Source organism: Umezawaea beigongshangensis (genome assembly GCF_016464305.1).
GTDB lineage: Bacteria > Actinomycetota > Actinomycetes > Mycobacteriales > Pseudonocardiaceae > Umezawaea_A > Umezawaea_A beigongshangensis.
The window spans coordinates 46,321-66,311 of the sequence record NZ_JAEIOJ010000007.1 but is presented as its reverse complement, the minus strand read 5'-3'; the positions used below and the strand labels follow the sequence as shown (position 1 = coordinate 66,311).

20 protein-coding genes and 1 riboswitch are annotated in these 19,991 nt (G+C 72.8%); of the genes, 10 read left to right on the top strand and 10 right to left on the bottom strand.

The window, feature by feature from the left end; all coding sequences use genetic code 11:
- Positions 1 to 41 precede the first annotated feature (41 nt).
- The 4 genes from IMZ35_RS18300 (at position 42) to IMZ35_RS18285 (ending at position 4,643) form a co-directional block, all read left to right on the top strand.
- On the top strand, positions 42 to 899 hold the full coding sequence (locus IMZ35_RS18300; protein ID WP_199442592.1) for a DegV family protein: 858 nt from the start codon (positions 42 to 44) through the stop codon (positions 897 to 899).
- A 143-nt stretch (positions 900 to 1,042) separates the two neighbouring features.
- Complete coding sequence (locus IMZ35_RS18295; RefSeq protein ID WP_199442337.1) at positions 1,043 to 1,837, top strand: ComEA family DNA-binding protein; 795 nt, start codon at positions 1,043 to 1,045, stop codon at positions 1,835 to 1,837.
- Positions 1,834 to 4,173, top strand: coding sequence for a ComEC/Rec2 family competence protein (locus tag IMZ35_RS18290; RefSeq protein ID WP_199442336.1), 2,340 nt, complete (start codon positions 1,834 to 1,836; stop codon positions 4,171 to 4,173). The genes IMZ35_RS18295 and IMZ35_RS18290 overlap by 4 nt, the downstream gene beginning before the upstream one ends.
- Complete coding sequence (locus tag IMZ35_RS18285) at positions 4,170 to 4,643, top strand: hypothetical protein (RefSeq protein WP_199442335.1); 474 nt, start codon at positions 4,170 to 4,172, stop codon at positions 4,641 to 4,643. Before IMZ35_RS18290 ends, IMZ35_RS18285 begins: the two co-directional genes overlap by 4 nt.
- Positions 4,644 to 4,657: 14 nt before the next feature.
- Here IMZ35_RS18285 and IMZ35_RS18280 read toward each other — a convergent pair whose 3' ends face one another.
- Positions 4,658 to 4,840, bottom strand: coding sequence for a hypothetical protein (locus IMZ35_RS18280; protein WP_199442334.1), 183 nt, complete (start codon positions 4,838 to 4,840; stop codon positions 4,658 to 4,660).
- A gap of 96 nt (positions 4,841 to 4,936) precedes the next feature.
- Positions 4,937 to 6,193 carry a threonine synthase gene (gene thrC, locus IMZ35_RS18275; protein ID WP_199442333.1) on the bottom strand — a complete coding sequence of 419 codons (1,257 nt, stop codon included), beginning with the start codon at positions 6,191 to 6,193 and terminating at the stop codon, positions 4,937 to 4,939.
- Between the two features lie 11 nt (positions 6,194 to 6,204).
- A riboswitch (SAM riboswitch) is annotated at positions 6,205 to 6,331 on the bottom strand.
- A 114-nt stretch (positions 6,332 to 6,445) separates the two neighbouring features.
- Here thrC and holA point away from each other — a divergent pair.
- A complete protein-coding gene (gene holA / locus IMZ35_RS18270; protein WP_199442332.1) occupies positions 6,446 to 7,426 on the top strand; it encodes a DNA polymerase III subunit delta in 981 nt (326 codons plus the stop codon).
- Between the two features lie 81 nt (positions 7,427 to 7,507).
- Here the strand turns inward: holA and rpsT are convergent, their stop codons facing one another.
- The gene (gene rpsT / locus IMZ35_RS18265; RefSeq protein WP_199442331.1) at positions 7,508 to 7,768 is read right to left on the bottom strand and encodes a 30S ribosomal protein S20; all 261 of its coding nucleotides are present in this window, start codon (positions 7,766 to 7,768) and stop codon (positions 7,508 to 7,510) included.
- Between the two features lie 224 nt (positions 7,769 to 7,992).
- Between rpsT and IMZ35_RS18260 the strand changes: the two genes are divergently transcribed.
- A complete protein-coding gene (locus tag IMZ35_RS18260; protein ID WP_199442591.1) occupies positions 7,993 to 8,793 on the top strand; it encodes a TSUP family transporter in 801 nt (266 codons plus the stop codon).
- A 36-nt stretch (positions 8,794 to 8,829) separates the two neighbouring features.
- Here IMZ35_RS18260 and IMZ35_RS18255 read toward each other — a convergent pair whose 3' ends face one another.
- The 4 genes from IMZ35_RS18255 to IMZ35_RS18240 form a co-directional block, all read right to left on the bottom strand.
- Positions 8,830 to 9,036, bottom strand: coding sequence for a type II toxin-antitoxin system antitoxin (locus IMZ35_RS18255; protein WP_199442330.1), 207 nt, complete (start codon positions 9,034 to 9,036; stop codon positions 8,830 to 8,832).
- A gap of 7 nt (positions 9,037 to 9,043) precedes the next feature.
- Positions 9,044 to 9,970: an SPFH domain-containing protein gene (locus IMZ35_RS18250; protein WP_199442329.1), complete on the bottom strand. Its 927-nt coding sequence runs from the start codon at positions 9,968 to 9,970 to the stop codon at positions 9,044 to 9,046.
- 103 nt (positions 9,971 to 10,073) lie between these two features.
- Entirely contained in the window at positions 10,074 to 13,118 is a 3,045-nt protein-coding gene (locus IMZ35_RS18245; RefSeq protein WP_199442328.1) for a P-loop NTPase fold protein, read from the bottom strand.
- A gap of 15 nt (positions 13,119 to 13,133) precedes the next feature.
- Positions 13,134 to 13,706, bottom strand: coding sequence for a YdeI/OmpD-associated family protein (locus IMZ35_RS18240; protein ID WP_199442327.1), 573 nt, complete (start codon positions 13,704 to 13,706; stop codon positions 13,134 to 13,136).
- A gap of 280 nt (positions 13,707 to 13,986) precedes the next feature.
- Here IMZ35_RS18240 and IMZ35_RS31785 point away from each other — a divergent pair, with 280 nt between their 5' ends.
- Both IMZ35_RS31785 and IMZ35_RS18230 read left to right on the top strand, forming a co-directional pair.
- Entirely contained in the window at positions 13,987 to 14,631 is a 645-nt protein-coding gene (locus IMZ35_RS31785; RefSeq protein ID WP_199442326.1) for a TNT domain-containing protein, read from the top strand.
- Positions 14,631 to 14,879 carry a hypothetical protein gene (locus IMZ35_RS18230; RefSeq protein WP_199442325.1) on the top strand — a complete coding sequence of 83 codons (249 nt, stop codon included), beginning with the start codon at positions 14,631 to 14,633 and terminating at the stop codon, positions 14,877 to 14,879. Before IMZ35_RS31785 ends, IMZ35_RS18230 begins: the two co-directional genes overlap by 1 nt.
- Before the next feature lie 28 nt (positions 14,880 to 14,907).
- Here IMZ35_RS18230 and IMZ35_RS18225 read toward each other — a convergent pair whose 3' ends face one another.
- The gene (locus tag IMZ35_RS18225) at positions 14,908 to 15,345 is read right to left on the bottom strand and encodes a type II toxin-antitoxin system PemK/MazF family toxin (RefSeq protein WP_199442324.1); all 438 of its coding nucleotides are present in this window, start codon (positions 15,343 to 15,345) and stop codon (positions 14,908 to 14,910) included.
- Between the two features lie 84 nt (positions 15,346 to 15,429).
- On the opposite strand from IMZ35_RS18225, the gene lepA reads away from it, so the two are divergent.
- Positions 15,430 to 17,277, top strand: coding sequence for a translation elongation factor 4 (gene lepA / locus IMZ35_RS18220; protein WP_199442323.1), 1,848 nt, complete (start codon positions 15,430 to 15,432; stop codon positions 17,275 to 17,277).
- Between the two features lie 114 nt (positions 17,278 to 17,391).
- On the opposite strand, the gene IMZ35_RS18215 is transcribed toward lepA, so the two are convergent.
- Positions 17,392 to 17,622: a hypothetical protein gene (locus IMZ35_RS18215; protein ID WP_199442322.1), complete on the bottom strand. Its 231-nt coding sequence runs from the start codon at positions 17,620 to 17,622 to the stop codon at positions 17,392 to 17,394.
- 130 nt (positions 17,623 to 17,752) lie between these two features.
- Positions 17,753 to 18,196 carry an HD domain-containing protein gene (locus IMZ35_RS18210; RefSeq protein WP_199442321.1) on the bottom strand — a complete coding sequence of 148 codons (444 nt, stop codon included), beginning with the start codon at positions 18,194 to 18,196 and terminating at the stop codon, positions 17,753 to 17,755.
- A 256-nt stretch (positions 18,197 to 18,452) separates the two neighbouring features.
- On the opposite strand from IMZ35_RS18210, the gene IMZ35_RS18205 reads away from it, so the two are divergent.
- Positions 18,453 to 19,943: a chitinase gene (locus tag IMZ35_RS18205; protein ID WP_307868337.1), complete on the top strand. Its 1,491-nt coding sequence runs from the start codon at positions 18,453 to 18,455 to the stop codon at positions 19,941 to 19,943.
- Positions 19,944 to 19,991: the final 48 nt, after the last annotated feature.

Genomic DNA, 19,991 nt, shown 5'->3' with positions numbered 1-19,991 from the left:
TCGTGTCCAGCCGCAGATCAGCGCCCGCCGACGGAGGCGACCTGCCCGTGGTGGTGGTCACCGACTCCACCGCGTACCTGCCGGAGGGCTTCGCCCAGCGCCACGGCGTTCACGTCGTCCCCCTGCACGTCGCCGTCGACGGCGAGAGCGTCCTCGACGGGATCGACTTCGGCCCCGTCGAGCTGGCCGCGGCCCTGGGAGCGCACCGCAGGGTCACCACGTCCCGCCCCACACCGGGAGAGCTGGCCGAGGTCTACCGGTCGTTGCTCGACGACGGCGCGGGCGCGGTGGTGTCGGTGCACCTGTCCCGCGAGCTGTCCGGCACGTGGGAGGCGGCGCGACTCGCGGCCGAGGAGGTCGACCGGACGCGGGTGCGCGTCGTGGACTCCCGCTCCAGCGGCATGGGACTCGGCTTCGCGGTGCTGGCGGCCTCGGCCGCGGCGGCCCGCGGCGCGGGAGCGGACGAGGTGGAGGAGGCCGCGACGGCCGCGGCGGGCCGGGTCCGCATGTTCTTCTGCGTCGAGACCCTGGACCACCTGCGGCGCGGCGGCCGCATCGGTGCGGCGGCGGCGCTGCTGGGCACCGCGCTGGCCGTGAAGCCGCTGCTGCACGTCGACGACGGCCGCATCGTGCCGCTGGAGAAGGTGCGCACGATGACGCGTGCGGTGGGGCGTCTGGTGGACCTCGCCGCGGAGGCCGCCGGTACCGGGCCGGTGGGCCTGGCCGTGCACCACCTGGCCGCGCCGGAGCGCGCCGTGGAACTGGCCACCCGCCTGGACGAGCGGCTGCCGGACTCGCGGGGCTGCCTGGTCTCCGAGGTGGGCGCGGTGATCGGCGCGCACACCGGTCCCGGTGTGCTGGGTGTGGTCGTGCTGCCCGGAGGACTCGACCTCGGCTGAGGGCGCGGCATTCTGCCACGCACCACCGACAACGGGCGGTGCGCGGCCCCCGCGGAGCCCCGAGTTGTCCACAACCCCTCCCGTTGTCCACAGTCGACGAATCTCTTCCGCACGTCGGCCGCGGCGGTTCTAGCGTCGTCGGCATGACCGATCACGGCCGACACTCCGACACCGGTGTTCCGCAGAAGCGCTTGAGCGGCTTGGCCACCGCGGCGCGATCGTCCACATCGGACGACGCGGCGCGAGACGGGCCGACCGTCGTGTTCGCCAGCGCCGCGGACTCCGACGGTCCCGGCGCGGTCCGGCACGCCCGCCCCGGTGCGGTGCGCCGCCACCTCGACCGCCTGCTGCACCGCTGGTGGTCCCCGGCGGCGGGCCGGTCGCGCGTCCTGCTGGTGGGGACCGTGGTGGTGCTGGCCGGGCTCACCGCGCTGCTGGGCCCGTGGCGCCAGCACCCGGAGCCCGAACGTCCGCCCGACCTGCTCGCTCCGGCCAGGGCCGCTCCCAGCCCGGTCGCGCAGACCGCGGCGTCCGTCGTGGTCGACGTCGTCGGCGAGGTCTCCTCGCCCGGCCTGGTCACGCTCACCGGTGGAGCCCGCGTCGCCGACGCGCTCGCACGAGCGGGCGGCGCGCGGCCCGGCACCGACCTGCACGGCCTCAACCTGGCCCGCAAGGTCGCCGACGGCGAGCAGATCGCGGTCGGCGTGCCCCCACCGGCCGATCGGGGTCGCGGTACCGGCGGGGACCAGCGGGTCGACCTCAACGCGGCGGACGAGGGGGAGCTGGACGCCTTACCGGGAGTGGGGCCGGTGACGGCCCAGCGGATCGTGCGGTGGCGCACCGAGCACGGCCCGTTCGTCTCGGTCGAGCAGTTGCGCGAGGTCGACGGGATCGGTGAGAACAAGTTCGCGCGGTTGGCCGACCTGGTGCGGGTGTGAGCCCGCACGTCGGCCTGGTTCCGGCGGCGCTGGCCGTGTGGGGCGTGGCGCTGTGCGGACTGCTGCTGAACTGGCAGGCCGCGGTCGTCGCCGGTGTCCTCGCCGGTCTGACCGGTGCGCTGGCACTGCGCAGGAGGTGGTGGCAGCGTTCCGGGGCGGTCGCGCTGGTGGTGCTGGCGCCCGTCGCCGCCGGGTGGGTGGGCGTGCAGGTCCACCTGGCCGACACCCACCCGCTGCGTGCCGCCGCCCAGCACGGCGCGCGGGCCGATGTGCTGGTGGAGCTCACGACCCGGCCGCGGCCGCTGGAGTCCGCGGGCTTCGGCAGCAGACCGGGTGGCGCCGACCGGGTGGTGCTCACCGCCCGCGTGCTGGTCTCGCGGACCGGTGGGACGTCCGTCGAGCGCCGGGGTGAGGTGGTGCTGCTCGCACCGGCCGACCGCTGGCGCGACCTGCTGCCCGAACAGCGGGTCGTGGCCAGCGGGGTGCTGCTGCCGCCGCGCTCCGGCACGCTGACCGCGGCGGTGCTGCGGGTGCGCGGTCCCCCGCAGCGGGTGGAACCGGCGCCGGTGTGGCAGCGGGCGGCCGAGTCGCTGCGCGCCGGTCTGCGCGAGGCGAGCGGTGTGCTGAACCCGGAGGCAGCGGGACTGCTGCCGGCGCTGATCGTCGGTGACACCGACGGTCTGTCCCTCCGGGTGGTCGAGGAGTTCCACACGGCGGGGTTGTCCCACCTGCTCGCGGTGAGCGGTACGAATCTGGCCGTTCTCTGCGGCGCGGTGCTCCTGCTGCTGCGGGCGCTCGGCACCGGGCCTCGTGGCTGCGCGGCCGGATCGCTGGTGGCACTGGCCGGGTTCGTCCTGCTGGCCGGTCCGGAGCCCAGCGTGCTGCGGGCGGCGGCCATGGGTGCGGTCGCGCTCCTCGCGCTCGTGCTGGGACGCGAGCGCTCGGCGTTGCCCGCGCTGGCCGCCGCGGTGATCGTCCTGGTGCTGTACGACCCGGCGCTGGGCACCGCGTGGGGCTTCGCGCTGTCGGTCGTGGCCACGGGCGCCCTCGTGCTGGTCGCGCCCCGCCTGGCGGGACGGCTGAGGGATCGGGGGGTCCCGGTGGGGCTGGCGGAGGCGCTGGCCGTGCCGGTCGCCGCGCACCTGGTCACCGCTCCGCTGGTGGCGGGGATGTCGGGGCAGGTCAGTCTCGTCGCGGTCGCGGCGAACCTCCTGGCCGCGCCGGTGGTGGCTCCGGCGACGGTCCTCGGCGTGCTCGCCACGCTCGTCACGGCGGTGCACGACGGCGCGGCGAGCGTGCTGGTGCGGCTCGCCGGGCCGGAGGTCGACTGGTTGCTCCTGGTCGGCCGGGAGGCGGCGCGGGTGCCGTCCGCCGCCGTGCCCTGGCCCGGCGGCTGGGGCGGCGGGCTGCTGCTGGCTGCGGTCCTGGTCGCCGGGTGGGCGCTGCTGCGAGCCCGTCGGGTGCGGGCGCTGGTGGTGGCCGCGCTGGCCGGGTTCCTGCTGGTGCTCGTGCCGGTGGAGGTGGTCTCGCCCGGCTGGCCCGCGCGCGACTGGTCGGTGGTGGCCTGCGACGTCGGGCAGGGCGACGCGCTGGCCCTGGCCGTCGGCGAACCCGGCGGCGCGGTGCTCGTCGACACGGGCCCCGGTCCCGGACCGGTGTCGGGCTGCCTGCGGCGGCTCGGCGTGGACCGGGTGCCGCTGCTGGTGCTGAGCCACCTGCACGCCGACCACGTCGGCGGGCTGGCCGCGGTGCTGGCCGAGCAGTCGGTCGGCGCGGTGGCCGTGGGGCCGCTGCGCGAGCCCGCGTGGGCGTGGGAGGAGGTGCGCAGGCAGACCGACCGGGCCGGTGTGGCGCTGGTGGAGCTGCGGGCGGGACAGCGGTTGTCCTGGCCGGGGCTGGAACTGGAGGTGCTCGGCCCGCGCGTGACGGGGCCGGTGCGGACCGACGACGAGAACACGGCGGTGAACGACCGGTCCCTCGTGCTGCGCGCGCTCACCCCGGCGGGGCGGGTTCTGCTCACCGGAGACGTGGAACTGGCTGGCCAGGCGGCCCTGCTGGGCGACGAGACCGCGCTCGCCGCGGACGTCCTGAAGGTGCCGCACCACGGCAGCCGGTACTCGCTGCCGCGGTTCCTGACCGCGGTGCGGCCGCGGATCGCGCTGGTCAGCGTCGGCGGGGACAACCGCTACGGGCATCCGAGCCCGCTGGTGGTGGACGGGCTCTCCCGTGCGGGGGCGCTCGTGACGAGAACGGACGAGGCGGGTGACGTCGCCGTGCTGCCGGGACCGGACGGTCCCCTGGTGGTCCGGCGCGGGCACCGCGATCAGGAGGGGTGACCGTGGAGGAAGCGTGGATCAGGCTGGGCACCGGGTGGACGCCGGCCGGGAGCACGGCCGAGGCGTTCGGGTGGGCGCTGTGGCAGCCGGCCCACCGGGCCGCGCCGTGGCCGCACCGGGAGCTGAGACCGGGCTTCGCGCACTACGTGTGCGAGCCGCTGGAGACGGGCGGGCGCGGGCTCGTCGCGCGGGCCGTGGTCACCGGCGTGCTCGGGACGGTCGAGGCCGCTTCGGACGAGGACGCGCACCGGCTCGTCGCCGGGCGGCTGTTCGACGACCGCTTCTCGGTGGGGCTCGACGAGTGGCGGGCGAACCCCTACAACCGGGCCAAGGCGCTGATGTCGTGGCCGCAGCGGGTCACCGCGTGGCGGATCGGGACCGAGCGGGTGGGGCCGTACGTGCTGTCCGGCCTGAGCCGGTTCCCCCGGACCGGCTGGCAGCTCACGGAGGAGGTGGTCGTCGCGTCGTGAGTGACCGGACGGGATCAGTCCTCGTCCTGCTCCTCCTCGCACAGCATGGCGGACCACACGACGGCGAAGGGCAGCACGTGGCGCCGCAACCGCTGGGCGCTGCTCAGGTCGACCGTGCCGAGGTAGGCGTTGATCCACTCCGAGGAGTGCCCCCACAGCGAACCGCTCACAGACCAGCGGATCACGTCGTCTGCCACGGTGAAGGTTTACCACCGACGGGGGTGGGAACGTGAGAGGGCCACCCCGGAAAGTTCACCGGGGTGGCCCTCGGGGACGGTGTCACCGCCCGGTCGTCACCTCAGGGCGTTGAGAACGGCCTCGGCCGAGGGGGGCACGGTGGCGCGCGGACCGACGGTGTCGCCCAGCGCGTCCAGCGTCTTCAGGCCGTCGCCGGTGATCAGGAGCACGGTCTCGGCGTCGGGGTCGATCTGGCCGGTGGCGATCAGCTTCTTGGCCGTGGCGACGGTGACGCCGCCCGCCGTCTCGGCGAAGATGCCCTCGGTGCGGGCCAGCAGCTTGATGCCCTCGACGACCTCCTCGTCGGTGACGTCCTCGATCGCGCCGCCGGTGCGCCGCACCGCGTCGAGCACGTAGGGGCCGTCGGCGGGGGCGCCGATCGCCAGCGAGCGGGCGATCGTGTCGGGGCGGACGGGCGACACGACGTCGTGCCCGGCCTTGAAGGCCGCCGAGACGGGGGAGCAGCCGGTGGCCTGTGCGCCGAACACCCGGTACGGCTTCTCCTCGACCAGGCCGAGCTGGCCGAACTCGCGGAACGCCTTGTCCACCTTGGTGAGCTGGGAACCGGAGGCGATGGGGACGACGATCTGGTCGGGCAGCCGCCAGCCGAGCTGTTCGGCGACCTCGTAGCCCAGGGTCTTCGAACCCTCGGCGTAGTAGGGGCGCACGTTGACGTTCACGAACGCCCAGTCCTCGTGCTCCGCGGCGAGTTCCTGGGCCAGGCGGTTCACGTCGTCGTAGTTGCCGTCGACGGCGATCAGCGCGCCGTCGTAGACGGCGGTCATGAGGATCTTCGCGCGCTCCAGGGAGGAGGGCACCAGCACGACGGACCGCCAGCCGGCGCGGGCCGCCGCAGCGGCGACGGCGTTGGCGAGGTTGCCGGTGGAGGGGCAGGCCAGGACCGTGAACCCGAGTTCGCGGGCGGCGGCCAGCGCCACGCCGACCACGCGGTCCTTGAACGAGTGGGTGGGGTTGCCGGTGTCGTCCTTCACCCACACCTTGCGCAGGCCCAGCGCCTTCGCGAGGCGGTCGGCCTCGACGAGGCGGGTGCCGCCGGGCTGGGTGTTGGGATGGCTGTCCACATCGGACGGAACGGGGAGGAGGCCGCGGTAGCGCCAGATCGACCGGGGGCCCGCTTCGATGTCCTCGCGGGTGATCTTGCCGAAGTCGTAGGCCACTTCCAGCGGCCCGAAACACTCGACGCAGGCGTACTCGGCGGCCAGCGGGGTCTCGTTGCCGCACTCGCGGCACGACAGCGCCCGAGCCGGGCCGAGGTCGAAGGTGGTGCTGGTGGGCACAGTGGCAGCAGTCATCGCGAGGTGTCTCCTCATCTGTCCCGCGTCGCGGGTCGGATTTGGCACCGTGACACCGGGCCTCGCGCTCGCGCGCGGGCTCGACGTCGGGTTGCCGGGGCTTCTTCGGGCCGATCCCTCTGCCCCTCTGGATGAGCGGTGTTCAGTTGTGACGTGCGGCGGTCACGCTACGGCACCGTCCCGATCCACGGCCAGTGACGTCCACGATCCGGGAGGCCGCGACCCGCTCCGGCCGCGTGGGAGGATTGCGCCGTGAGCCCGACCGCCACCTCCCCCGACGCCCTGCACCTCGTCGTCGGCGACGAAGAGCTGCTGGTCGAGCGCGCCGTGCGCGCCTCGCTGGACGCCGCTCGCGCCGCGGACCCGCAGGCCGACCTGACCAGGGTGCGCGTGAGCGACCTCACCCCGCCGGAACTGGCCGAGCTGGTCAGTCCGTCGCTGTTCGCCGAGGGCAGGGTCATCGCGCTGGAGGCCGCGCAGGAGATCGGCAAGGAGCTGGCGGACGCGGTCGTGGCCTACAGCAGGGCGCCGGCCGACGGCATCACCCTGGTCGTCGTGCACAGCGGCGGCGGGCGCAGCAAGGCGGCCAAGGACCTGCCCGGCGTGCTGCGCAAGGCGGGAGCGACCGTCACCGAGTGCCCCAAGATGACCAGGGCGGCCGATCGGGAGGCGTTCGTCCGCAACGAGGTGCGCGCCGCCGGGGGCAAGATCGACCCGGAGGGCGTGGCGGTGCTCATCGAGTCGGTCGGCTCCGATCTGCGCGAACTGGCCGCCGCGGCGTCGCAGCTCGTCGCCGACAGCGGCGGCGCGATCGACGCCGAGGAGGTGCGCCGCTACCACCGCGGCCGTGCCGAGGTCACCGGCTTCGCCGTGGCGGAGAAGGCCGTGACCGGTGATCGCGCCGGTGCGCTGGAGGCGTTGCGCTGGGCGCTGGACACCGGTGTCGCCCACGTGCTCGTGGCCGACGCCCTCGCCGACGCCGTGCGCACGGTCGCGCGGGTGTCGGCCGTCGGGCGCGGTGACCCGTTCGCGATGGCCGGGCAGCTCGGGATGCCGCCGTGGAAGGTCAAGAAGGCCCAGGCGCAGTCGCGGGGCTGGGAGCAGGACGGGCTGGCCGAGGCCATGGGGATCGTCGCCGGGCTCAACGCCGACGTGAAGGGCGTGGCGGCCGACGCGGGCTACGCGCTGGAACGCGCCGTCCTGCGGATCGTCGACGCGCACGGCCGCCGCTGACCCCGGCACGACGGAGGCGCCGCCCCCGCGAACGGGAACGGCGCCTCCGGAGATCGGCTGCTGCCCGCGGGCAGCGCCGGATCAGAGCTGGTTGACGCGCTTGGCCAGGGCCGACTTCTTGTTGGCCGACTGGTTGGCGTGGATGACGCCCTTGGAGGCGGCCTTGTCGAGCTTGCGGGACGCGTCCTGCAGCAGCGCGAGGGCCTTGTCCTTGTCACCGGCATCCACGGCCTCGCGGAGCTTGCGGATCGAGGTCTTCAGCGCCGACTTGACGGACTTGTTCCGCAGCCGCGCCTTCTCGTTGGTCTTGATCCGCTTGAGCTGGGACTTGATGTTGGCCATGTGAATGCCTCGTTCTCTTCGGTCTGTGGTGGTACCGCGCTGTGATCGGCACTGCCCGCGAGGGGCAGCCTTCCTCCACGACGGAACGCCGCACGGTACGACGGAGAAGCGTAACAGCAGGTCACGGCTCGTTCGAAATCGGTACCGCAGCGGGTGCGAGATCCGTCACCGACACCGCGTGCGCACGAAAAACAGTACATGTGTCCCGTTAAGCTCACCGGGTGATGAACGCCCTGGACTGGCCCGGTTTCGGTCACGTCTCACTCGCCGGCCTGCTGTTCCTCTGTGCCGCCGCCGCTCTCGCCGGCGCGGTCGACGCGGTCGTCGGAGGGGGCGGCCTGATCCAGCTTCCCGCGATGCTGCTGCTCGCACCGGGCGGGCAGCCGGTGTACGCGATGGCGACGAGCAAGGTCGCCGCCGTCGTCGGCACCTCGGCCGCCGTGCGCACCTACACCCGGCAGACCACCGTGGACTGGCGTGCCGCCGGGCCGATGGCCGCCGCCGCGTTCGCCGGAGCCGTCGGGGGAGCGGCGTTCGCCAACGCGCTGCCGGCCGCCGTGCTCAACGCCGTGGTGTTCGGCGCGCTGCTCCTGGTCGGCCTCTACACCTGGCGCAAGCCCGATCTCGGCACGGCGGAGACGACGCGGTTCCAGCGGCGCGCGGAGATCGCCGTGATGGCGGTCGGCGGCGCGGCGATCGGGTTCTGGGACGGTCTGGCCGGTCCCGGCACCGGGGCGTTCCTCGTGTTCCTGCTCGTCGGCGTCGTCGGCTTCGCGTTCCTGCGCGCCTCGGCGACCGCCAAGATCGTCAACGTGGCCACGAACCTGGGGGCGCTGCTCTACTTCATCCCGGCGGGCCGGGTGCTGTGGGGACTGGGGATCGTCCTGGCCGTCTGCAACGTCACGGGTGCCGTGTTCGGCGCGCGGCTCGCGATCCGCAAGGGGTCCGGCTTCGTGCGGCGCGTGTTCCTGACCGTCGTGGTCGCGCTCCTGGTCAGCCTGGGCTGGAAGATCGCCGCGGGCTGACGCGGCGACGCCGCCCGCGCGGTGCGGGCGGCGTCGTCACTCGGCGGGTTCCTGCTTGGGCGGGCGTCCGCGCCGGGGAGGCCGCGCCGTGCCGCCGGGCAGCCTGCCCGCGTCGGACAGGGCCCGGCGCAGCAGGAACTCGATCTGCGCGTTGGTGCTGCGCAGCTCGTCGCCGGCCCACTTGGTCAGGGCGTCGTGCACGGCGGGGTCCAGCCGCAGCAGGACGCTCTTGCGCTCGGCCACGGTGCGCCTAGTGGTACAGCGATCCGGTGTTGACCACGGGCTGCGCCGACCTGTCTCCGCACAGCACCACCAGCAGGTTCGACACCATCGCCGCCTTCCGCTCCTCGTCCAGGTGCACGACGTCCTGCTCGGCCAGCCGGGCGAGCGCCAGTTCCACCATGCCGACCGCTCCCTCCACGATGCGCGTCCTGGCGGCCACGACCGCGCCCGCCTGCTGCCGCTGAAGCATGGCGTGGGCGATCTCCGGCGCGTACGCCAGGTGCGTGAGCCGTGATTCGATCACCTTCACGCCCGCGGCCTGCACGCGCGCGCCGATCTCGATCGAGAGCGTCTCGGTGATCTCGTCGGCGTTCTCCCGCAGGGACAGTGCGTAGTCATCGTGGGTGTCGTAGGGGTAGCTGGTCGCGATGTGCCGCACGGCGGTCTCGGTCTGGGTGCCGACGAACCGCACGAAGTCGTCGACCTCGAACATCGCCCGCGCCGTGTCGTCGACCTGCCACACGACGACGGCGGCGATCTCGATGGGGTTGCCGTCGGCGTCGTTGACCTTCAAGGTGGCGGTCTCGTGGTTGCGGATCCTGGTGGAGACCTTCACCTTCGAGCTGAGCGGATTCGCCCACTGGAGGCCGTCGGCGCGCACCGTGCCGGTGTAGCGGCCGAGGAACTGGAGCACGCGCGCCTCGCCGGGGGCGACCGTGAACAGCCCGCTCAGCACGACGCCAGCCGCCACGATCATCAGCGCCCCGGTCACGAGGCCGACGACGCTGACGGTGTTCGGGCCGGTGAGCACCGACAGCACGACGACCGCCACGCCGCCCAGCGCGACGAGCACCCCGATCAGGAACACCACGAGCCCCGGCAGTGCCGTCGCGGTCCGCTCGCGCACCGCCGGCGCCGGCATCCGCACGGCCGTCTCCACAGCTGTTGCGCTCATGTGCACCCCTCACCTCTGTGACCGCAGCCCCGCGGCCTTAGCAAAGTGATATCACTTTAATAGCGCTCGGGGCAACTGTCGGCGGGAACGGGACCCCGACGGACTACAGCAGCCGGTCGGCCAGGAGGGCCACCGCGTGCGCGTCGCAGTCGAGCAGGAGCGCCCGCAGGTTCGCCGCGGCGCGCTCGTCGGCGCGGGTGAGCCCCAGCTTCGCCAGCGCCCTGCTCCACGCCACGTCGTCGCCGACCGCTCCGACGAGGACCGCGAGCCCGCGTTCGCCGTCGTACCGCGCGTGCAGCCGCTGCTGGTAGGCGGGCCAGCGGGTGACGATCTCGGCCAGCGCGACGAGGTGGCACCCCTGTTCGACCAGGGCGTCCTCGTCCCGCACCGCGAGCACGCGCAGGTAGAACTGCCACAGCGTCACCAGGCGCTTCTCCTCGCGCACCGAGTGCTCCGACTGCGCGGCGAGTCTGCGGTGCAGGTGCTCCCGCACGCGCGGGTGCCGTTCGATCGCCACCACGGCCGCCGTGACCAGCTCGGGCGCGGGAGGCGTCGGCGACGGGACCGTCTCCACGGCGGGCACCGCCTCGGGTGGAGCCTGCGCCGTGCCGGACGCGGTGCCAGGACGCGGCTCGGGAGCGGGGGTGGTCAGCGGCCCCGCGTCGTCGTGCACGGGCCCGAGCTGCGCGGTGAGCACGCGGTTCACGTCGTCCGGTCCGGTGGCGGGCAGCCGCACCGGGAGCTGCACGAGCTTGCGCAGGAACGTCCAGCCGGGGCTCGGGTCGTCCGGGTGCGCCACGACCCCGGCGTCGGCCAGCTCGCGGTACGCGTGGTCGACGTGCGAGGCGACGACCACCGGGTCGAGTCCCAGGACGAACCGCGTGCGGGGCAGCTCTCCCGACAGGAACACGTTGATCGCCTCGAACACCTCGGCCGTGGTCTTCGGCGTGCACCGGTCCAGGTCGTCCACCACGACCACCAGTTCGACGTGCCGCCGCCGCAGGTCGCGGAGGATCTCGGCCACGTCGTGCTGCACGAGGTACAGGTAGCCGGACCGCGCGTTGTAGTAGGGGTCCCGCACGACGGGATCGGCGCCGGAGCCACCGGTGGCGAACGACCTGCTGCGCACCGGGCCGGAGAACAGCTCGCCCGGCAGGAACACCGACGCCCGCACGGCCAGGTACCGCCACGCGGTGTGCACCAGCCCCGCGGCCAGCGGCGCCGTCGCGATCCCGATCAGCCACGCCGGGTGCAGCGGCACCCTGGTGAGCTGCCCGAGCACCGACAGTCCCAGGCCGAGCGCGGCCACCGCGAGGAACGGCGAGCGGATCCGCTTGATCAGCTCGCGCGTCGTGCGCTCGTGGTCGATCCTGGCGGCGTTGCGGGTGAACCAGTACCGGTCGCGGGCGTTGCGGTCCGCGAAGAGGGCCGTCTCGACGGTGTGGACGAGCGTCCGCGCCAGCCCGGCCCACACCTGCTCGCTGGACTGGTGCTGCCAGGGGTTGAACGTCGCCACCAGCGACGTGACGGGAGCCGGTCCGGCGTCCTCCGGCTCGCGCTGCTCCGGTGGCGGCCCGCTCCGCCCCGCGCGCAGCGCGCGGTGCGCCTGTCGCACGGTGAACCGGGGCTCGCGGACCGGCGTCAGCGGCGCGGGGACGAGTCCCCTCTTCACGAACTCCAGCAGCGAGCTCTTGCCCGAGCCCCACGCGCCCTCCACGGAGATGACCGTGGGCCCGCTGTCGTCGTCGTGCGGCGCTGCGCGCAGCGCGTCGACCAGCGCGGCCGTGTACGCGCCCCGGCCCAGCAGGTCCGCGGTGGCGACCCGGTCGCCGAAGCCGCGGGTGGTCACCGATCCCGTGCGGCTGACCGCCACGAGTCCGGGGTCCCAGACCCGCACGACGCCGGTCGATCCCGCCGTGGCGACGCGCGGCCTGCCGTCGGCACCGGTGAAGCAGGTCAGCGCGCTGGTGGGCGTCCGGCCGTTGACCCGCTTGACCAGCGCGCCGGACTCCGGGTCCCACACGCACACGCTGCCACCCCGGCTGGCCGAGACGAACCACCACTCGGTGCCGCCCTCGCGCACGAGCACGTCCAGCGCGACGAGTCCCGTCTCGTGCCCGGCGAGCCGCTGCACCAGGTCTCCGGTGGGCACGTCCCACAGCGTCAGCGCTGCCGTGCCGCCCCCGCTGATCAGCAGGTCTCCCGCGGACGCCACGAGGTCGGTCCGCCCGCCCTCGGCGGTGATCCTGCGCTCGTCCACGCCGTGGAACCGGACGATCGGGCGCTCACCGGACGCCGTGACGGTGCTCGACCCGGCGTCGAAGCGCTCTTCCTGGTGGAAGCGGGGGACGAACCGGCCGGACATCCGCTCCGGCTCGTCGGTCAGGTTCCAGCGCCACCAGAGCTCGTCCCCGACGAGCAGCAGCTCCTCGTCGGCGACCTCCACCGTCCGCACTCCGAGCCCCGTCGCCCGCGCCACGGGTTCGTCGTCGTGGGCGTCGGCGACCACGACCTCGCCGTTCCCGAGCACCGCGACGAGCAGGGTGCGCTCTCCCCGGCGCAGCGCGGCCAGGTGCTCGACCGCGGTGCCGAGGTCCGCCGTCCGCTCCACGGCCATCGCGAACTCGAGACCGGCTGACCGCTGCCCCACGTTCGGGGCCAGGAACAGCGACCCCCCGCCCGCCTGCTGCCGGGTCCGCACCTCGATCCCGGCGCGGACCGCGTGCACCAGGCCCGCCGGTGTCCAGCCGCCGTCCCACACGCCGGAGCCGTTGGTCAGCAGCCGCACCAGCTCGCGCGCGAGCTGGTGCCCGGTGTTGACCGACCAGGCGACGAACACCGGGCGGCCGGACTCGCGCACCGTCACGTCCAGCGGCTCGGGGGTGTCCGCGAAGAGGACCACCGCCTGCGCCGGGACCTCGTTCACCAGCCGGTCGACGAGCCGCCCGGTGACGCGGCCGGTGGTGCTGACGCAGGCGAACAGCACGCCGTCCACCGGGTGGAGCAGGTCGTCGGCGGAGGGGTCCCGCACGTCCACCCGACGCGCCCTGCTCTGCACGCGCAGCGCCGCGGCCAGGCTCCTCCCCGTCGTCTCGGAGCTGATCGCGACGAGCACGCGGGAGCCGGGGGTGGCGAGAGCCAGGCGCATCCGGCCATCCTGGTGTCAGGAGCGGCGCTGCGACGCGATCTTCAGCCCATCGGCCGAGTCGCGGATCAGAGTCGCCAGGCGCGTGCGCCGGGTCTCCTCGCGCTTCGCGCTGATCACCCACCACGTGGCCGTCTTGCGGTAGCCGGGCGGCTGCGCGCAGAACCACGCCCACGCGTCTGCGTGCGCCTCGAACTCGGCGCGGTGCTCCGCGGCGAACTCCACCGTCTCCTGCTCGAACGACGCCTGCCCGGACCGCTCGGCGGTACGCGCCTCGAACGCCGCGATCCCGGCGGGACGCGCGAGCCCGCGCTCGATCAGCTCGCCCATCCGCGCGATGTTGACGTTGCTCCAGTGGCTGCGCGGCCTGCGGGGCGTGAAGCGGATCGTGTAGCTCTCGTCGTCGAGCCGGCGGGTCACGCCGTCGATCCAGCCGAAGCACAGCGCCTGGTCCACGGACTCGGCCCAGGTGGTGCTCGGCCTGCCCGAACCCTTCTTGTAGAACCCCACGTGCAGCTCGGACTCCGTGGCGTGGTGCTGCTCCAGCCACGCGCGGAACTCGTCGGGGGTGGCGAAGAAGGTCGGTTCCACGTGGCGATCCTAGGCCGGGGCGGGTGGCTGTGGTGCGCGTCGGGCCCTCGGGGCTGTAGGAGGTGCGGGTCGCCGATCCGGACGGACCGCGCCTCGTGTTCGTCCGGGCGCTCGACGCCCACCCGCTCCGCGCCGACGCGAGGTCCTGATCACGGCGCGGGTTCGCCCGCGCCCGCTCGGGTGGAGTGCGCGCACGTTCCGGTGGACCTCCCCGGCGCGCCCGCTGAAGCGCCGTCGGCGGGAAGACGATGGGGCGTCGTCGTTCCCGGAGGAGGAACCAGTGCGCACCAGCAGACGATTCCTGCTCGTCCTCGTCACCGCCCTCGTCACCCTGTTCGGGGTGTCGGCACCCACCGCCGTCGCGGTGGAGCTGTGCAGCGGGGCCCACGACGGCGACCCGAGGCTCGGACCCGAGGACCTGCCGGGGCCGGCGCAGCGGCCGGTGGGTCCGCTGCTCGTCACCTACCTGCGCACCGGTGGCCTCAGCGCCGAGGACTTCCTCGACCGCTACTGGGACCCCGCGGCGAACTCCGGGGCGGGGAGCTGGATCTACCCGCCGCAGGACGGCTTCCGCCTCGACGCCTCCGGCCACCCGGTCAAGCAGGTCGAGGAGCTGGAGGCGGGGGACGAGCTCGACCGGTTCGGCGGTGAGGGCGGCACGTTCCTCGCCCCGAGCGGCGACCTCTACCCGGAGCGTGCGCTGCCGCCGCAGAACCTGACGACGTTCGACCCCGCGTACCCCTGCAACTACCACCTGTACCGGGTGACGAGGTCGTTCGACGTCTGGGAGGGGCCGATCGCCGCGTGGTTCGCCCAGCCCGGCGGTGGCACGCAGATCAAGCTCGACCGCTCGCTGCTGCCCGGAGACGGCTACCTGAACGTGGCGTGGTTGATCGACAACGGATACCTCGACAGAATCGACTGATGGATCGCCGCTCCGTCGTGGGCGCCCTGCGCGCGGCGGGGGTGGCCGACCGGCTCTACGTGGTCGAGGGCGTGCACGAGCAGGTGCCCGTGCCGCCGGACTTCTACTTCCTGCGTCCGGGGGGACCGGGCTGGGAGGTCGGGGTCTACGAGCGCGGCCGGTACGAGGTGATCGACCGTCTCGCCGACGAGGGCGACGCGTGCGCCAGCTTCTACCGGCACCTGGTCCGCCGACCCGCTGGCCGGTGACCCGAGCGGCCACCGACCGCCCGGAGCGTCAGCGCCAGCCGTGCCGGCCGCGCAGGGCGTCGACGACCAGGCCGAAGCGCTCCGGCTCCAGCACCGAGCCCTCGCGACGCAGGCCGTCCTCGGCCAGTTCGAACACGCGGTCCAGCCGCACGTGCGAGCGACGGCCGTCGCGGTCCCACCGGCCGGTGCCCACGTCCACCCAGTCCTCGGCCTCGTGGTCCTCGGGCTCCTTGCTCGACAGCATCAGGGCGAGCAGCGCGGAGCGGTGCCGTCCCACGACGAGCAGCGGCCGGTCCTTGCCGCGCTCGGGGTCCTCCTCGTAGGGCACCCACGCCCAGACGATCTCCCCGGGGTCCGCCGATCCGTCCAGATCGGGGGAGTACTCCAGCGTCGCGGCCCTCGCCGCGGAGTGGACCTCGCGCACCGCGCCCCGCGCCGGGCGGGCGTCATCACCGTTGTTCCGCACGTCCGCACCCTATTGGGTGTGGAGCACTCCGCTGGTCGTGGGACCATTGAGGTGACCCCCGTCCGCATGCCAGAGGACTTTTGAGTGAGCACGTTCGCCGACAAGACGTTCACGCCGCCGGAGCTGATCCGGAACTTCTGCATCATCGCGCACATCGACCACGGCAAGTCGACCCTGGCCGACCGGATGTTGCAGCTCACCGGCGTCGTCGAGGAGCGGGCGATGCGCGCGCAGTACCTCGACCGCATGGACATCGAACGAGAGCGCGGCATCACCATCAAGGCGCAGAACGTGCGCCTGCCGTGGCAGCTCGACGGGACCGAGCACGTCCTGCACATGATCGACACGCCGGGGCACGTCGACTTCACCTACGAGGTCTCCCGCGCCCTGGAGGCGTGCGAGGGCGCGATCCTGCTGGTCGACGCGGCGCAGGGCATCGAGGCGCAGACGCTGGCGAACCTCTACCTGGCGCTGGAGAAGGACCTCACGGTCATCCCGGTCCTCAACAAGATCGACCTGCCGGCGGCCGACCCGGACAAGTACGCCGCCGAGCTGGCGCACATCATCGGCTGCGAGCCCGACGAGGTGCTGCGCGTCTCCGCCAAGACCGGTGTCGGCGTCCGGGAGCTGCTGGACGAGGTCGTGCGCAAGACCCCGGCCCCGGTCGGCGACGCCGACGCCCCCGCCCGCGCGATGATCTTCGACTCGGTGTACGACACCTACCGCGGCGTCGTCACCTACATCCGCGTGGTCGACGGCAAGATCACCCCGCGCGAGCGGATCAAGATGATGTCCACCGGCGCCACCCACGAGCTGCTGGAGGTGGGCATCATCTCCCCGGAGCCGAAGCCCAGCTCCGGGCTCGGCGTCGGCGAGGTCGGCTACCTGATCACCGGCGTGAAGGACGTCCGCCAGTCGAAGGTCGGCGACACCGTCACCTCCGAGCGCAAGGGCGCGACCGAGGCGCTGGCCGGGTACCGCGAGCCGCGGCCGATGGTCTACTCCGGCCTGTACCCGGTGGACGGCTCGGACTACCCGGTCCTGCGCGAGGCGCTGGACAAGCTCCAGCTCAACGACGCGGCGCTCACCTACGAGCCGGAGACCTCCGCCGCGCTCGGCTTCGGCTTCCGCTGCGGCTTCCTCGGCCTGCTGCACCTGGAGATCACCCGTGACCGGCTGGAGCGCGAGTTCGGGCTCGACCTGATCTCCACCGCGCCCAACGTGGTCTACCGCGTGGTCATGGAGGACGGCACCGAGCACGTCGTGACCAACCCGTCGGACTGGCCGGACGGCAAGCGCGCCGAGGTCTACGAGCCCGTCACGAAGTGCACCGTCATCGCGCCGAGCGACTACATCGGCGCGATCATGGAGCTGTGCCAGAGCAAGCGCGGACAGCTCGGCGGTATGGACTACCTGTCCGAGGACCGCGTCGAGCTGCGCTACACGATGCCGCTCGGCGAGATCATCTTCGACTTCTTCGACGCGCTGAAGTCCCGCACCCGCGGCTACGCGTCGCTGGACTACGAGGAGTCGGGCGAGCAGGACGCGGAGCTCGTCAAGGTCGACATCCTGCTCCAGGGCGAGCCGGTCGACGCGTTCAGCGCGATCGTGCACAAGGACTCCGCCTACGGCTACGGCACGAGGATGGCGTCGAAGCTGCGCGAGCTGATCCCCCGCCAGCAGTTCGAGGTGCCGATCCAGGCGGCCGTGGGCGCGCGGGTCATCGCCCGCGAGACGATCCGCGCGATCCGCAAGGACGTGCTCGCCAAGTGCTACGGCGGTGACATCACCCGCAAGCGCAAGCTGCTGGAGAAGCAGAAGGAGGGCAAGAAGCGGATGAAGATGGTGGGCCGCGTCGAGGTCCCCCAGGAGGCGTTCGTGGCTGCCCTGTCGACCGACGAGGGCTCCGACAAGGGCAAGAAGTCCAAGTAGCGGAGCGGGAGACGCGGAAGGCCACCCCGGTCGGGGTGGCCTCTGTGGTGGGGGAGCACGGGGACTCGTTCAGCGCTGAACGGTCCTGCTGCGTGCTGTCGTCCGGCGCGGGCGTCAGCCCACGCGCGTCGTGATCCGGTTGACGTCCTGACGGTTCAGGATCGCCTGGATCTCCCTGGTGTCCTCGTCCGTGTGGCGGGCGAGGATCGCGTCCAGGTCGAGACGGGCGGAAGGCGTGTCGTAGCTGGCCAGCTCCCGCTCCAGGTTCAGGCGATCCCGGCGGATCGCCCGGCGGGCCTCCAGGTAGTTGCGCACGAACTCGACTGCCGTGGTGCGGCGACTCATTGCCGTCCTCTGCTCTCCGCTGGTGTCAACGCGGTCGCGCCGACACCACCCATTGTGCTCTCTTCTGGAGCGATTCAGAACCGTTGAGCAGGTGATCTGCGTTGCAGGATCTGGATCACAGCCGAGTCGATCAGCCGTTCTCGTAGTACTCCAGCAGGCGGAGCGCGGTCTCGTACTTCTCGCGCAACCGCTCGCGCGTGGTGGGGTCGAGCAGCGACGCGCGGTCGGGGGACAGGTTGTCGGCGATGTCGGCGCGCTTGACCACGAGGGCGACGGGGTTCGACGCGACCTTCGCGTAGTAGGTCGCCTGCGGCTCGTCGGGCCAGTGGGTCAGTGCCGAGACGGCGTTGAGCACCAGCGACGGGCAGCCCATCTGCTCCAGCTCCGCCAGGGTCACGGTGGTGTCCTCGACGACGTCGTGCAGCACGGCGGCCATCTGCTCGGCGAGTCCGGCGCCCTCCAGGCTCGCCATCACTCTGAGCGGGTGGTCCACGTAGGGCTGACCGGCCTTGTCGACCTGTCCCTCGTGGGCCTTGCGGGCGATGTTGACGGCATCGGCGAGCGTGAACGTCATGAGAGCCTCCGGGAAGTTCGCTGCGCCAACCCCTGCTACGTCGAGTTGACCGCTGGGATTCATTCCTCCACCAGAGTGATTTCTCCTCTTTCGCAAAAATGAAACCCTTTACCACTCTTGGCGCAGCAGACGCTGGGGCGGACGGCCCAACGCGGTGCTCCGCCCTTGACACGAGCAGTGGTCTAGTCCATTTTTCGAAGTGGCCCACGTCACCCCTGCCACGTGGGCGCACGGCCGCTTGATCGTGGAGGTTGACGTGGCGACGAGGACGAGACGAGCACTGGGCGCCCTGCTGTCCGGTGTGCTGGCGTGCACCGGGCTGGTGCTGGCGATGTCCAGCAGCGCATCCGCGGCGAACCTGCTGGCGAACCCCGGCTTCGAGTCGGGGAGCACCAGCGGCTGGACGTGTTCCGCCGCGAGCGTGGTGACCAGCCCCGCGCGCTCGGGGAGCAAGGCGCTGACCGGCGTCCCCGCCGGTCAGGACAACGCGCGGTGCTCGCAGACCGTCACCGTGCGGCCGAACACGGCCTACGCGCTGAGCGCGTGGGTCCAGGGCTCGTACGTCCACCTGGGCGCGACGGGCACGAGCACCGGCGAGGTCGGCACGTGGACGCCCAGCGCGACCGCGTGGCAGCAGCTCGTGGTGAACTTCACCAGCGGCTCGTCCACCTCGGTGACGATCCACCTGCACGGCTGGTACGGCCAGCCCGCGTACTTCGCCGACGACGTGAGCCTCGACGGTCCCGGCACCCCGCCGACGACCACCACGACCACGACCACGAAGCCGACGACCACCACGACCACGACCACCACGACCACGACCACCACGACGACCACCCGGCCGCCCGCGACGAACCTGCCGAAGCACGTGCTCACCGGGTACTGGCAGAACTTCTACAACGGGGCCAGGGCGCTCCGGCTGGCCGACGTCCCCGCGTCCTACGACATCGTGGCCGTGTCCTTCGCCGACGCCGTCCCCGGCACGCCCGGCGCGGTGACCTTCACCCTCGACCCCGGCCTGTCCTCCCAGGTCGGCGGCTACACCGACGCGCAGTTCAGGGCGGACGTGAAGACGCTGCAGAGCCGCGGCCAGAAGGTGATCCTCTCCGTCGGCGGTGAGAAGGGCACGATCACCGTCGCCGACGCCACCGCGTCGAACAACTTCGCGGCCAGCGTCTCCGCGCTGATCGCGCAGTACGGCTTCGACGGCGTCGACATCGACCTGGAGAACGGCATCAACGCCACCCACATGGCCTCGGCGCTGCGTGCGATCCACGCGGCGGGCGGCAAGGTCATCACGATGGCCCCGCAGACGATCGACATGCAGTCCACGCAGGGCGGCTACTTCCAGCTCGCGCTGGCCGTCAAGGACATCCTGACGATCGTCAACATGCAGTACTACAACTCCGGCTCGATGCTCGGCTGCGACGGCAAGGTCCACAGCCAGGGCTCGGTGGACTTCCTCACCGCGCTGGCCTGCATCCAGATCCAGGGCGGGCTGCGGCCCGACCAGGTCGGGCTCGGCCTGCCCGCGTCGCCCTCGGGCGCCGGTGGCGGCCACCAGTCCCCGGCGAACGTCAACGCCGCCCTCGACTGCCTCGCCAGGGGCGTGAACTGCGGCAGCTTCACGCCCTCCACCACCTACCCCGGCATCCGCGGCGCGATGACGTGGTCGATCAACTGGGACGCCTCCAACAACTGGGCGTTCGCCAACACCGTGGGCGCCCACCTCGACACGCTGCCCTAGAACGCGTTTCGGGGGCCCGTGCCGCCAGGAGCGCCCCGGCGCGGCTGG